This window comes from Paenibacillus sp. FSL R5-0749, assembly GCF_038595085.1.
Lineage (GTDB): Bacteria > Bacillota > Bacilli > Paenibacillales > Paenibacillaceae > Paenibacillus.
Genome location: NZ_CP152005.1, coordinates 5,362,553 through 5,376,576, shown reverse-complemented (window position 1 = coordinate 5,376,576; position 14,024 = coordinate 5,362,553). Strand labels below are relative to the sequence as shown.

At 39.3% G+C, this 14,024-nt stretch carries 12 protein-coding genes and 1 pseudogene; 12 read left to right on the top strand and 1 reads right to left on the bottom strand.

From position 1 onward, the window contains the following. The first annotated feature begins 2 nt into the window (after positions 1 to 2). From MKY85_RS23995 to MKY85_RS23940, 12 genes and pseudogenes are all read left to right on the top strand, one after another. Entirely contained in the window at positions 3 to 1,397 is a 1,395-nt protein-coding gene (locus MKY85_RS23995) for a GldG family protein (protein ID WP_342570933.1), read from the top strand. Beyond that, positions 1,394 to 2,362, top strand: coding sequence for a DUF4340 domain-containing protein (locus MKY85_RS23990; RefSeq protein WP_342570932.1), 969 nt, complete (start codon positions 1,394 to 1,396; stop codon positions 2,360 to 2,362). Before MKY85_RS23995 ends, MKY85_RS23990 begins: the two co-directional genes overlap by 4 nt. A gap of 258 nt (positions 2,363 to 2,620) precedes the next feature. Beyond that, the gene (locus MKY85_RS23985; RefSeq protein WP_342570931.1) at positions 2,621 to 3,610 is read left to right on the top strand and encodes a YhcN/YlaJ family sporulation lipoprotein; all 990 of its coding nucleotides are present in this window, start codon (positions 2,621 to 2,623) and stop codon (positions 3,608 to 3,610) included. A gap of 258 nt (positions 3,611 to 3,868) precedes the next feature. Beyond that, positions 3,869 to 4,111, top strand: coding sequence for a helix-turn-helix transcriptional regulator (locus MKY85_RS23980; protein WP_339237248.1), 243 nt, complete (start codon positions 3,869 to 3,871; stop codon positions 4,109 to 4,111). A gap of 1,005 nt (positions 4,112 to 5,116) precedes the next feature. Further along, positions 5,117 to 6,505 (top strand): amidase domain-containing protein, encoded by a 1,389-nt coding sequence (locus MKY85_RS23975; protein ID WP_339237245.1) that lies wholly within the window; start codon positions 5,117 to 5,119, stop codon positions 6,503 to 6,505. A gap of 116 nt (positions 6,506 to 6,621) precedes the next feature. Continuing rightward, the gene (locus tag MKY85_RS23970; protein WP_339237243.1) at positions 6,622 to 7,287 is read left to right on the top strand and encodes a hypothetical protein; all 666 of its coding nucleotides are present in this window, start codon (positions 6,622 to 6,624) and stop codon (positions 7,285 to 7,287) included. Positions 7,288 to 7,532: 245 nt separating this feature from the next. Continuing rightward, positions 7,533 to 7,700 (top strand): hypothetical protein, encoded by a 168-nt coding sequence (locus MKY85_RS23965; RefSeq protein WP_339237241.1) that lies wholly within the window; start codon positions 7,533 to 7,535, stop codon positions 7,698 to 7,700. 780 nt (positions 7,701 to 8,480) lie between these two features. Continuing rightward, entirely contained in the window at positions 8,481 to 9,242 is a 762-nt protein-coding gene (locus MKY85_RS23960) for a hypothetical protein (RefSeq protein ID WP_339237238.1), read from the top strand. A 1,165-nt stretch (positions 9,243 to 10,407) separates the two neighbouring features. Then, complete coding sequence (locus MKY85_RS23955; protein ID WP_339237235.1) at positions 10,408 to 10,686, top strand: hypothetical protein; 279 nt, start codon at positions 10,408 to 10,410, stop codon at positions 10,684 to 10,686. Positions 10,687 to 10,698: 12 nt separating this feature from the next. Next, entirely contained in the window at positions 10,699 to 12,246 is a 1,548-nt protein-coding gene (locus MKY85_RS23950; RefSeq protein WP_339237232.1) for a recombinase family protein, read from the top strand. A 10-nt stretch (positions 12,247 to 12,256) separates the two neighbouring features. Beyond that, positions 12,257 to 12,355, top strand: a pseudogene (locus tag MKY85_RS23945) (LuxR C-terminal-related transcriptional regulator); the annotation flags it as partial. Between the two features lie 487 nt (positions 12,356 to 12,842). Next, positions 12,843 to 13,382: a DUF4303 domain-containing protein gene (locus MKY85_RS23940; RefSeq protein WP_342570930.1), complete on the top strand. Its 540-nt coding sequence runs from the start codon at positions 12,843 to 12,845 to the stop codon at positions 13,380 to 13,382. Positions 13,383 to 13,547: 165 nt separating this feature from the next. Here the strand turns inward: MKY85_RS23940 and MKY85_RS23935 are convergent, their stop codons facing one another. Beyond that, positions 13,548 to 13,898, bottom strand: coding sequence for a hypothetical protein (locus MKY85_RS23935; RefSeq protein WP_342570929.1), 351 nt, complete (start codon positions 13,896 to 13,898; stop codon positions 13,548 to 13,550). Positions 13,899 to 14,024 lie beyond the last annotated feature (126 nt).

Sequence of the window (14,024 nt, the reverse complement as noted above, 5' to 3'; positions counted from 1 at the left end):
AGATGAAAAAATGGTTAAGTCATACCAACAGTACCGTGCTGTCTGTAGCGGTGATTGGCATCTTTATTTTGCTAACACTGTTCCTGAATTCACTTGGCGGCTTCCAGCTCGATCTGACCTCGAACAAACAATACACGTTGTCTGACCAGTCCCTTACTGCGATCAAAGACGTGAAGGATGACGTCAACATTCTGGTGTTAACCGTCGAAAATGCCAACAACACCGTGCTGAACCGTGAGGTCACGGATATGGTTGAGGAATACACGAAACGGAACAGCAAGCTGAAACTAAAACAGTATAATCTGACGCAGGAACCTGCACTTGCATCCAAATACGGCATAACTGGTAGCTCCATTGTGCTGGAGCAGGGAGATCAGCACAAAGTGATTGATATCGCCAGTTTGTTCACCGCGGCAGGTGACGGCAGTGACGGATCCTATCAGTTCACAGGTGAAGAAAAGCTGACACAGGCGCTTATGAACATGTCATCCACCGAGATGCATAAAATGGTCTTTCTGACCGGACATGAGGAGCTGAGTCTCGATCAGATGACTACGCTGCAATCCTCATTGGAACAAAATAATGTGCAGACAGAAGAACTGCAGCTGAATCAGGCCGGGAAGGTTCCGGAAGATGCAGATGTGCTTGCCATTATAGGTCCACAACGTGATCTCAGTGATGCAGAAATGAAGTCCATTCGCACTTATCTGAGTAATGGAGGCAAGCTGTTATTATCCCTCGGATTTGTAGAAAATATGAAATCCAGCTGGAAAAACATCGATGCCCTCATGGCAGACTATGGTGTCGTTGATGAGCATGCAGTGATGGTGGATAATCAACAAGCCAGTACGATGGGACCACTCTGGGTGGTACCGGAGTATGGAACACATGCAATTACGGACAAACTTGCTGCAAGCAAGCTATACCCGATGTTGTCGCTGTCGATCGCGTTGACCAGCAAAGAACAGGATAAATATATCCTCTCCCCATTAATTCATTCTTCGAATGACAGTTACGGAGAGACGAATATCGGCGGCTTATTGCAAAATGAAACAAGCAATGATGCTAAAGAGGACATTCAGGGACCAGTGGAACTTGGGTATGCAGCCGATACGACGGATGGCAAACCGAAGGCGGTTATTCTGGGCTCGTCCATTTTCATGCAGGATTCGGAAATTGCGAATGGCGGGAACAGGGACTTTATTTTGAATACGGTGAATTATTTGAGTGAGAAAGAAAATGGATTGACGATTCGCCCACGGGTACAAGCCGGATATGAGACGGCATACCTGAGCGGCGAACAGGCCAGAACGATTTTCTTCGTGGCAATTGTAGCGTTCCCACTCATCTTTGTGATCATCGGTGTACTCTTATGGTGGAGGCGCAGACGAGTATGAGAAAATGGTTCCCAACGATTCTGGTGGTCATCGTTTTAATTGTGGGCTGGGTGTACGCAGCCAATCAAAATTATTTTCGTGAAGAAGAAGCCGTGCAAGCCAAGTTGCTCGGTATTCAATCCGAAGATATTCAATCCATCACAATACATGACACAACTGCAGAAACATCCAGTGCAGCAGCATCTTCAACTTTGACGCTTGAAAATGGCGTATGGCAGATGGTTGAGCCAAAAGCTTATCCTCTGAACGGTTATAGTGTTAGCAGTTGGTTAGATGCTCTAAGTGGTGCGAACCAGGAAATGGTGGTGGAAGAAACACCGACGGATCTGGATAAGTACGGATTAGGAACAGATGCTACACGTATGGATATCAAACTCAAAGATAATCGGGAGATCAAATTGGCGATTGGTGGCCAGCTTCCAGCAGATGACGCACGATATGTTCGTGTAAATGAGGGTCCCGTAGTTGCCGTACAAACAGAGGCGATTAATAACATAGCTTTGTCACGTCGTGATCTGTTGGATACTACACCGTTTAACATGGATGAGACAAATGTGGGATCTCTGGAGTGGGAAGGTGAAGCCGCTACCTGGATGTTAACATCGACATCGGAGAACGGTGCAGCAGAGCAGACCTGGACACTGAATGGAAAAACGATTGAAGCCGCAGACGCTGTATCCCTTATTGGTAAAATCAAAAACCTGTCAACAGCAGATGATGTGCGCAAAGCGTCTGAGCTGGAAGGTACTGTTCCACGATTCACCCTGTCTGTTGAGCAGACGGTCAATGGGCAACAAGTGAGAGATGTGTATCGGGGACTTACGTTGCCATCCGAACCGGATCAGATCTGGGTTATTACGCCGGATGGTCAGTGGGCATATGCCTTGGAGACGACTAGTCTAACGGAAGCCGAGAAATTCCCGGATACAATTAAGGCATCAACAACTTCAACGGAAGATAAGTAATTTGGAAAACAGTAATATAACTATCTTGAAATAAATTCATCTACATGTAGACAGTGCTGCGAACACGCAGTACTGTTTTTTATTTGATAGCGAAGACCTTACGGTCTACAGTTCAAAAGCCAAAGACCAATAAGCAAAGAGCAAAACACAAACACCAAGTCTACAGGCAAAGGTACCATATCCTTTCAGGATATCTGTACGTACAGAAGCGCATCCTATCTTTGTGACCAAAACCAACATACATTGGAGGATGAGTACATGCCAGCAGTCAAAAAGGCAACAGCTATTACGTTATCATTGTCTACTGCAATCTTTGTAATGGCCGGTTTGACAGGATGTGGCACGAATCGGGATACCAACAATATGCATACGCAAAGTGTCCGTCAGCAAGCGAGCGGCATTAACCGTTATGGTGTGGAAACGAATGGCATGGATGGCATCCGTGCGAAAAGTTATCGCATGCATAATGTCACTGACCTGAAATCCAGTGAGGAGCTGGCTAAACGCATCACGGAGATGAAGGAAGTGAAATCCGCCCGTGTCATGTTAACGGATCGTAATGCTTATGTCGCGGTTCGTTTGGCAGATGGTCATGCAGGCAAGTTGGAGAGCAAATCCAACGGTCGTACAAGCATGCTGGATGGAACGATGCGTAATCATGCGAGTGATACCATGCGTGGCGGCAACATGAACCGCGATATGGGTGGCATGCGTGTGAATGGCGGAACGGGTACAATGTCTCCGTACAGCACCAGCGGGATTGCACCAGGGCTGAACACGAATTCAGCAACGGATCGCAGCCATATGGGCAATGATCGTGGCATCTACGGCACGATGGGTACAGGAGCGGTTGGAATGATGCGTGGGCTCACAAACAGCGGCAAAGCACGTGGGACGAACGATGGACATTATGGAATGAAAAGTGAGGGACAACGTGTAGATAGCACGGATGATAACACATCAGCTGAGATTAAAGGCAAGATTTCGGCCAAAATCAAGCAGTTTGCGCCGAACATCGAGAATGTATATGTATCAGCCAATCCGGAATTTGTGCAGCATGTCGAGAACTATGCCACAGATATTCGTAATGGTAAGCCCGTTAGTGGCATGATCAATACGTTCCAATCGATGGTGGAGCGTATCTTCCCAACCAACGGAGCAGGTATGAATCACCGCGATGGCATCCTTGACGATGGCCTGATGAACCGTAATCACAATGGTGGGGTCATGAATCGAATGAATCGGTAGATTCCAAGCTCAATGAACAAGTGTGCCTTTGCGGGGATGGTAACATCAGCTGCAGAGGCATGTTTGTTTTAATATCGATGATTCAAATGCTGGATTACATATGCCACGGCACAGGTTTACTTAGGACAATAAAACACATAATTCCTGCCCATTTTTCTTATAAAACTGAACCAACGCCCTTGATCTGACATAAGATGAGTTGACTGTATCCCCTTAACCTTGTTACACCAACACAACCCGAGCAAGGAGGGGTGAACATTGAAGGGTATCGATCATAAAAGCAAATTTTTGTTAACCCACCGTGAACGCGAAGTATTCGAATTACTGGTTCAAGACAAAACAACGCGTGACATCGCAGGGCAGTTATTCATCAGCGAGAAAACGGTGCGTAACCATATTTCGAATGTGATGCAGTTTGAAATTGTTTATAAAATAGGCAGAATTAACGGGTGGAACAGAGTTCGTGTGTGTTGTATATTTTTGCAGGTTGACGTGACGTAAACCCGTTCACTACGCAACTTTGCACAGTCAGATTGAAGGGAGTCAGAAGGTCTGAATTCGATTATCGTATCGCGAACGCGAAGCAAGTTGAGTCATAACCAACTTGGTTAACTCTGATCCATGATGACTTGAATTAGACAAAAGGGGGTCACACATTAACTTATCCATAGTATATTATGTATCCTCTTCAAGTACCCGTAAGAAATCAATACGTCAATATGACGTTTCCTTTCTGACCCTGTGAAAAGTTTTCCACCACTTACCTATTCCTCCTGTTTTGTCATAGTTTTTCGGGATTCCCCGAATAAGTCCGTACATATAAATCATTTCCCATACTACCCACATGACAATCTGACAAGTTTAACTGTGTACTCTGTGTACACATACCTGATCCTCAAATTTGAGGGACAGCTTCCACGAACATTTCGGGGAAGCTTATGTACTAAGTTGTCTCCCAATGATAGACATCGAAACAATCAACAGTGGAACGATAGAAGCACCCCAACCCAATGGAGTGCTTGCAGATTAATTATAAAGTTCAAAGAATTTTCACTGAATAATACAAAATTTGCTTGAAATATTTCCTTTCCAATTCAAGACTTGCTATAACCTTTTGAATTTTTAACCTCTGTACTACGTTCGATTTGTACCTTAGTGATCAAATGTTTAAGTTTCTTGATTTGCTTTTGGTAATACGCCACTTTTTTAGCTACAGAGCCCTCCTTTTTAGCAGCGGCTTCTACTTTAGGCTAAAGGAATGTAATCTATAACATTATTGTTTTTATCTATTATAATTGACAGATTTAATGTATTATTTTATATTGGAAAAGATTTCAAAAAAAATGTAATATTTTTACTTTTTTCAAAACGTAAAAATAGCTGATTGAAACGATTGTTAGGATTATTATTAATGATCGTTCTAGGAGGTGTGATTGCAAAAATACTTTGGATTTCATGTTTGTAATATTGTTTTTTTATACAACTGAGATGAGAGGAATGATTTTTTTGAAAAAAATAATGAGCAATGTGATTGTAGGTGCACTTGTACTTTCCATGAATATTCCAGCTGCTCAGGCTCAAAGTAACCCACCTGAGATTGATACTCAAGATATTATTCTACCAGACCATAATTTTGATGATTCGTATGTTGAACCCAGTAGTCCATTACAAATTGAATTGAACACTCAGGATAGAGCGATTAGCTTATCTGCCGTGACAACTAGTTATTCCCTTGCAAAAGAATTGTTGAAGAATTACTATGAAAATATCGATCTCGGAACAAAGCAATTAGATAACAAATCAACTGTCAGAACAGAATTGCTTGATTCCGAACTGTCTGATTACTTGGAAAAGAAAATGAAAACAAAACAATTTGTGGTAGATGCCGCAAATGCACAAAAAGAAAATTACGTCTTGAAATTCAATTTACTGTCCTCTGAAGTTACCGAAGAAGGCATCCTCTTGACAATAGGTACTGAGGCCTCATTCAATTACGTGGGAATGGAAGTGGAGTCTGGATTTGGCGAAGTGTCAAAAATGTTATTTCGCAATACAGATGCAGGGCTTACTATTTCAGATTGGTATATGCCATATGACTATTATGATGAATATGTTAGAGGTGAAGGGGATCATATAAGTAATCTCGTTAATATCAACTCTAAGCTGGATAGCTCTTATACCGCTAAAAGACAAGAGGAATTAAATGATAAAATCACCGATTATTTTTCTGTTGATCGTGAAGCTCCAGTACAAATCAATAGTTTAGAAAATGACGGATCATCTAATCAGGTTATTACGCCTTTTGCAACATTATCTTCATTAAATAAGACAGCGATAGCAAATTACGCGAAAAATAATAAAGCAAAAGATCAGCCTGCAAGTGGTGGTTCGAATGTTTCTTACTACGATTTCTCACAAATAACTGGGAATTGGGACTGTACAAACTTTGTATCTCATGCATTACTCGCTGGTGGTGCAATTACTTACGATACTAATGGAACAGGCATTGCCTCTACAGGCTGGTATTATAGAAGTTTGAGTAATCGAGCTTCATCCTGGTCAGGTGTACCAAACCTGTATAATTTTTTGGTGAATAACACAACGAAGGGTCCGGCTGGGACGGGTACTACATACTCAACGTTCAAATATAATGCTAGTGCAGGCTATCCATATCAAATTGGAGATGTATTGCAATTTTATTTGAGCGGATCTTACAATAATTGGCGGCATTCGACTATTATTACTGAATACTACGAAACTAATACGATGTCAGTTCTTGGAGCATTGGTTACAGGACGCTCTGGTAAAAATAGTTATAACAACAACCAAAAGGCGGAGGAAATTTATCCTGGTGATAGCAAAAGGGTTATAAAATTGACCGGTTATTACAAGTGAAAAATTTGAGGGGAGATGCACAACACTTCATTGGTTTTTTGATGTGTTGTGCATCAAACTAATTTCTCCTCCTTAATTATCTGGAGTTCGAGAATATTTTCATAGGAGGAAACTTAATGAAACGTGCTTACCTGTTATTATTGATTTTATTAACTCTTTGTGCATGCGAACAGACTAGTACTAGTGACAATGAAAATAACAATGTTCCCGTTGTTGGAGATATTAATAATGCTGAAAACACAAGAGTTTCGCCTGTAACAAAAGGAAATTCATCAAAAGATTCCTCCTATTTTTTAGCGAAAGACGAAAGTGGTCTAACCGCTTCAGATTTTGAAACAGCATACAAAATGTGTACGGATGCTTTGTCTAAATATTATAGGGCGATCTGGAACGGTTCTGACATTGAATTGGATACTTATATAGATAACGAAAACCTTAAACAATATACGGAAAAAAAAATCACCTCTCAATACGATTTGTTCCTTAAGAACAATCTTACTCATAATCTGGTGACAGGTGTTGATGTTGAGGTAGCAGAAGTAAAGTATGTCGGAGAGGGTAAGAACTTTTTCTATCTTAAATTAGATGCACAAGTTAAAAAGGATGTAGGCAGTTTTGCTGAACCTACTGAATTTCTTGTGCAAGGTGCGAATGGAAAGTTAGTCATTGTTGACTGGTATACTAATGCAAAGGATAGTTATGATTTCACTGTACGTGGAGAAAATCAAACGATCAATAATCCTGATATATGGAATAATAACGATGCTATAGGAAATAATTAACTAATTGAAGTCTGTATGTAAAGATCCTTCCGACATGAATTTTCCGCTCTTACCATACCCCGTAGTAAGCTGATAGGTGTCCTCACTGCTAATTCAGCACTCCATCTGTAAAGTTTATGTCTAAGCATCGAATGTATCATTTAAAGTGAGCGGATTTTCAACGTCCATTCATTATGTGGCTATGAGAGCTTAATGGATGTTATAAATTGATTTTTTACTTTATTTTGTTAGAACTTTTATCATATATGGCTGAGTCTGAACGTGAGTGGACAAACGGTAGACAAGCTGAAGGTATCGCGGCTGCTAAGAATGACGGTGTTGTATTCGGCAGACCAAAGCAAGCAATCAACGAGGAGTTTAAGCAAGCTACACCGAATGGAAACATGGAAGGATTACAGCAGTTGCCGCAATGAAGGAACTAGATATGAAGCCCAATACATTCTATCGAAGGGTAAAGGAATATGAACATTCATTAGCCTAGGTCATGTGCTTAGGCTTTTTGAGATTCGGGAATTATCTTAGATATGAGATTGAATATGTATGGGGTATATTTACATCTGAAATCAGCTGGTATTTCCAAAATAGTGCTATATGCTATAGCACTTGTAATTGTTTCATGAAGTTGAATTCATTAACGATTCATATTAGCTGATCTATTAATAGGTGGGGCTATTTTAAATCTCAAACAGTATCCATTTTTAAAAATATACCTCTAGCACTTCCACTTCGACACGAAGATTAACAATGAATGATTAAAATAATATGAATAATTTACTCACCATGCTGCCATCCGATCTACACAAAAAAACAAAGACAAGTAAAAAAATAATCAACTTACATTTTTATACTTTGGTATTTCTGTGTTAATAAATGTGATTTTATAAAAGAACTATATTTTAGAGTGAAATGACTAACAATTATCTTTAGACTATAAAATCAAAGGGAGACCAGAGATAGTATCTCAGCTGGCTCCCTTATTTGTTATGCAGATTCAACGAAGAAATATAAAATTCCCATTACGACCAATATAGCTACTACAACTATCAAAATCCACACAAGTCCATTTTTTTTCAAGTTATCATCACCTTTTTGAGATATTTTAGGATATTTGTTTCAATATTCCTTATTAATGGTAACTTATTAATATCACCTTGCCTATACTACTATATAACCAATTGAAGGGAATTGATTCAATGTTAAGGAAATTATCAAAAAGTTCACTCGTACTATTTCTTGTAACAATGTTATTTGCATCTATAGCATGTGCAGATGCATCATCAGAACCAGTAGAATACACTGTTGAGGAATATGTAAATTATTTAAATCAACTTATTAGTGAGGGAGATACAGGAGCAATTGAGACTCTAGAACAATTTACCAACTTAGATCCATCTAAACAAAACGCTTTCCTTAACTTTATCGCTTCAGAAGATTATGTAAATGCGGTAGGCGAAATGTTATCAGGTAAGGAGGGTTCATTATATGATGACAAGTATAAGGAAATTTCTATTGATGTGAAAACTATTACAACAGAAGATAGTCAATCGAATCATTTTTCACCGAATGCTTTAGCCGCACAAGCCAACCAACGTGCATCAGTTAGCCGATCTGTTAAATTAGCAGTTTTCGGAATTGATACAACCACTATCACTCTGACAGTAAGTTGGGAACATAATGGAAGCGTGGCAGTAAAACCTCTTCAAGTCATACAAGGTCATACGAATAAGAACCCATTATACCTTTTGAGTGAAACATCAAACAACAGTCCTGGTTACATTTCTGAAGGCTACTTCAATGCATCGGGCACTTGGACTATGAGAGCAACAGGGGCTGCCGGCTTTATAAGCGATACATTAGGAATAAATATTAAAGCTTCAACGCCATCTCATAGATATTATTCTTTTACAACCAGTCATTCTAATATGACACCTACCAATGGTTGGGTGGCGTTTTAATAATAGAATAATGGCATGGTGAAAAATACAAGGAGTTAATGATGTTTACTTGTTAAATTATAGGTAATACACTTATAAGTAACGAATTTGAGATGAAGAATTGTAACTGTTCTAATGTTCAGCAATTTAGCACTCAAATATAAATAACAAATATAGGTAAAAATAAACCCCTCTTGAGATATTATTCTTGAGGGGCATTTTTTTCATTTTTCAAACTTGTGTATGTTTTCTTGGAGCACCTATTTACAGTAAGTTGGACTTAATCCATATCCCTTATAAATTTGAATAAAAGCTAATCCATCAACAAAGTGCAAATCATATATCCTCTCAAAGTCACGAGCACGTCTTGTTACTCCTCTTTCTTTAGTTGTAAGCAAAGTGGCTCGCTTATCCTTATACATTTGCTTTTTAGTCCACGAGTCTGTTTTGGTGGTCTGCAATTTGTTCAAAACTAGCAAGTCTTCATTGTACATTTTCAACATCTGAGGATAAAGGTTCTCAACACTCTCCCATGTAGGAGAGGGGATGCAACTACCCACTTAAGCTTATCGAAGTTGACTGAATCAGAGACGTAGGAATCATTTCTAAATAAAGGATTCCCAGTGTTACCATATTAACTTTTCATATAAGGCACAGGCTAAGCCAGTTTATGCATTTGAGATGGGAAACATGCAATCCAATGTAATTCCCACATTTAGAAGATATGATTCGATAACAGATGCAAAGAAAGACTTGGGTTTACCTACCTAAGCTAGAAAACGATACTAGAGTTTTTTAAAAAACATTCAAGATGGAAAAATAGTTTTGATTCAATCGGAGCAATTAACGACTGGTCAAAAAAGCATTGAAGTAAACAGTAATGAGAATGAACAGAAAGTGTATAAAGGATACATACCAATAGGACAGATAGAGATTGATGGTCAAATATACAATGTGCATCAACCGTTTACCTTTGAACAAATGAAAATTAAGTTGCAGGATTAAGAATAGAATTACAAAACAAAAGAACATGCAAGATTATCTCTAGACTCAATTGTAATCCATCTATTCATCGCACTCTAAATTACACTAAACACAAAGGAACATGTCTTAGAATACTGAGTAGTCTCGTGGGTGTCAGGGTGACAAACTACTATCACCTCGAATATACAAGGTGAGGAGGTGAGTGAATATCCAAAGTGCAGCAAAAACATTGTCTGTCATTCGTCCAAGCAGCATTCGCATACATTATGCGTACGAAAGTCATACGGGTGGTGTACAACGGATGAAGGAGACAAACAAGCAGAAAAAATCTAAATCATTCAACTTTATTTTTATAGACGATAACCGTAGCGAAGAAGAAGCAAAAGCAGCAATTCAATTTGTAGTTGATACTGTAGTACAAAGAGCGATCAAAAATTTCCCTGCTACAGACTATGATATCACAATTAAATCTACAGACTGAGGGGAAAGTCACATGAGATATGAGGATGCAGCAATATATGTTAGGGTATCCACAACAAAGGAGTCACAAAAGTTCAGTCCAGAACACCAACGGATGGATTGTGAAGAAAAAGCCAGACAGCTAAGTTTAAAGGTTCGTGAAGAGTACATATATGTAGACAGGGATAGTGGTACATCCATTGTTGGAAGACCATCTATTCAGACGCTAATTGAGGATGCAGGTAAGGGTTACTTTAAAACCATCCTCTTTTCTTCTTTATCTAGATTCTCTCGTGATACGTATGACTCGTTAGGTTTGAAGAGAACTCTTGTGGATAAACTTGGTTTAAGGGTTGTATCCTTGGACGAGAACTATGATTCACAAGTTGATCATGACGAGTTTAAATTTCAAATATTCTCCGCAGTTAACCAAAAGTTGAGTGAGCAAATTAGCATATCATCACGAAGAGGTATACGTCAGTCGGGAATGAAAGGAAATTATTTAGGTACTATTGCACCATTGGGCTATGACAAAATAAAGGTCGATGATAGGAAAACCATTATACCTAATGAACGTGCCAGGATCGTTCAACTCATTTTTGATATGTATGTCAATCAAAAGATGGGTGAGAAAGCTATAACAAAGTATCTGAATAAAGAGAAAATTCCCTCTTACAGAGGAGGGAAATGGGGAGTAACGTCTGTAGAGCGTATACTAACGAATGAGATATATACAGGTAAAAACATATTTAATAAATTTACAGTTGTAAAGGTTTATAACGATATCAACAATATCTCTGATAAAACTAGAAAGTTGGTTAAGCGTGACAAGGAGCTATGGGAAGAAAGCGGTAAGCAGACTCATGAAGCAATTGTTAGTGAGGAGCTATTTAGAAAGGCACAGGAGATACGGTTAGAGCGTGGCGGTGGAAAGCGTGGAGGGGTAAGAAACAAGGTTAATGTATTTGCTGGCATAATCAAGTGTAAGCATTGTGGATCATCCTTGAACATTGTGACCTCCAACGGCAAGAAGAACAGCTATCGTTACTTAGTTTGTTCTAAGAGAAGAAGACAGGGCGAAACTGGATGCGACAATCACAATAGGATTCCATACGATGATTTCAAATATGCTTTAATTGAAAGATTGAGCGAGAAACTGAGAAGTAAAACAAAGTCGGGTAAGACTATAACCTTCACTAAAAAAGCGAGAGAAGATACCGGAAAGCTAGTTGCTAAATATGAGAAGCAGATACAGAATGCACGTAAATTGCTTTTTGAGATCCGAAAGCAAAAGTTAAATGATGAGATTGATGATGAGCAATATGAGTTTGAGAAGGAACAGTATGAACATGAGATTAAACAGAAACAAGAACAGTTGTCCAAAATGAAATCTGAATTAGAACGAGCTTTGAATGACAGTGAACAGTTTAAGGAAATAAACATCTCACTTGATGAATTATCAGATCTAGGACAATTTACTGAAGTAGACCAAGTAAACCTGATCCTGAAAAAATTAGTTTCAAACATTACAGTTGATAAAGCAAACAATGTTGAGATTCATTCCGTATTGGGTAGGCTATAGTTTTTTGTGTGTTTCAAACCATATTTCGAATGTGATGCAGAAACTCAATGTTAAGGGTCGTTCGCAGGCAGTTGTCGAGCTGATTAAGCTTGGAGAACTGAAGATCTAGTTGCGAATTACAGTTAGGATGAAGTAGCAGCATGAAAGCCTTTCTCTATTCTTTGTCATGAAGAATGGGGCAAGGCTTTTTTGCTGGTATGGACCATGGACTCAGGGAACTATCAATATTTTTGAGGGAATATCCGAAACGTAGCATCGCTTGTTTTCATTATTTTACTAGGCCATAATGATTTACATATATGAAGTAGATAAGAGATTGTAGGTAAGGCTTTGAAGTGAAACAATAGCTTGAACAAATTGGTTGAGATTTTTTTGTACTACATCTATATAAGTTAAACTACATATTTACACTAGAACGGAGAGGGCAGAAATGACCTGAAAAAGCGGAGCGGTCGCCTTTATCCGCAGATTTCCACTTTTAAAAAGTGATACAAGAAATCTGGGGATAACAGTGATCAGAAGGTTATTCTGTCAGCGAAGTTGCAAGTGTAACGATTCGGTATTCAACTTATATAAAACATGAAAGGATGAGCTGAATGGAACGTTTCTTAAGTGAATTTGAAAAACAATTTCGAGCGGGGTTTCTACCCGATCTGGAACAGACGCTGGCTAAAGTGCAGCATGAGAAAGTATATGCTTGTGCATTTGGAACGGACAGTGATTGGGTAACGCTGTTTATGGCGGTGAATACCGAGGAATCCCTGGCAACGCACATTTCGAGAATGAAAGAGCAAGGGCTATGCGACAGTGAGGAGGACGAGATCTATTACAGATGGGGCTGCTCCGAATATCAGTATGGCGAGGATACGCACTTTAACCACATCAGCCGATTGTTGTATGCAACAGAAGAGGTTCGGGAGTATAAGGATGAGATCATTCGAATCATCGCTAAAGTCGTGAATGAGACAGCCGATGACGTTTTTGCTCGGTATGGACAAACTAAAGCAGACATTACCTTCTTTGTTTCCCTCACAGATGACGATCTGGCGGAGGAGATTGAGAATCAATCGGTTCACCAAATGACGGTACCCGGCTTAGTCAGCATGTTCCTAGAACGATATGATGACATGAATTAGAACGAGTTAACTTGAGTTGAGTTTTGAGTTAAATGCAAATTAAATGAAAACGAATTGAATTTTAATACCGCGAAAGTCTTTCCTAATTCTTTATTTTATCTAAAGAAGGGGAGAGGCTTTTTTGTTTTAGCTTGAAAAATAAATAACCTAATTCATATCACTTTATCACGTCTGATTCCTATTCATTCGAATAAACGTCCTCCATCTTTTCTTCGAAAATGGCTGATAAAAGAGCTGCTCCAGTTCCTCGAACTGTGCTTCATTCAGGTGAAGATGGAGCGCTCTTTTCGCTATTTTGGCGGCAGGCGTGGAAGAAGATTTCCGTCCTCCAGCTTTTCGTTTGATCGGAATATGAAATTGCAGCAGATCTTCGAGCTGATTCCAGCCTTCCCAACTGAGCCGACCTCCGCGTTTCCAGTCGATGGCATAGAGGGCATAATAGGCGTGTCCTTCTGTTGGTTTGGTAGCAATAATCCAGATGGAAGGAATGAACTTTTCCCGTTGTCTTCGATTCATTGAATCGCTCCTTTTTTTAATACGATCATATCTCGATTCTCAATATAAAGGATACATATGATATGTATCAAGCTGGTGAGTGTCTATACAAGTTCAGTATCATTGCGAAAGTCGTGAGAAATTGCT

Bases quoted from the DNA above. Each gene is read 5' to 3' on its own strand.
- MKY85_RS23995 (WP_342570933.1), top strand. From the start codon at position 3: ATGAAAAAATGGTTAAGTCATACCAACAGTACCGTGCTGTCTGTAGCG.
- MKY85_RS23990 (WP_342570932.1), top strand. From the start codon at position 1,394: ATGAGAAAATGGTTCCCAACGATTCTGGTGGTCATCGTTTTAATTGTG.
- MKY85_RS23985 (WP_342570931.1), top strand. From the start codon at position 2,621: ATGCCAGCAGTCAAAAAGGCAACAGCTATTACGTTATCATTGTCTACT.
- MKY85_RS23970 (WP_339237243.1), top strand. From the start codon at position 6,622: ATGAAACGTGCTTACCTGTTATTATTGATTTTATTAACTCTTTGTGCA.
- MKY85_RS23965 (WP_339237241.1), top strand. From the start codon at position 7,533: ATGGCTGAGTCTGAACGTGAGTGGACAAACGGTAGACAAGCTGAAGGT.
- MKY85_RS23960 (WP_339237238.1), top strand. From the start codon at position 8,481: ATGTTAAGGAAATTATCAAAAAGTTCACTCGTACTATTTCTTGTAACA.
- MKY85_RS23950 (WP_339237232.1), top strand. From the start codon at position 10,699: ATGAGATATGAGGATGCAGCAATATATGTTAGGGTATCCACAACAAAG.
- MKY85_RS23940 (WP_342570930.1), top strand. From the start codon at position 12,843: ATGGAACGTTTCTTAAGTGAATTTGAAAAACAATTTCGAGCGGGGTTT.
- MKY85_RS23935 (WP_342570929.1), bottom strand. From the start codon at position 13,898: ATGAATCGAAGACAACGGGAAAAGTTCATTCCTTCCATCTGGATTATT.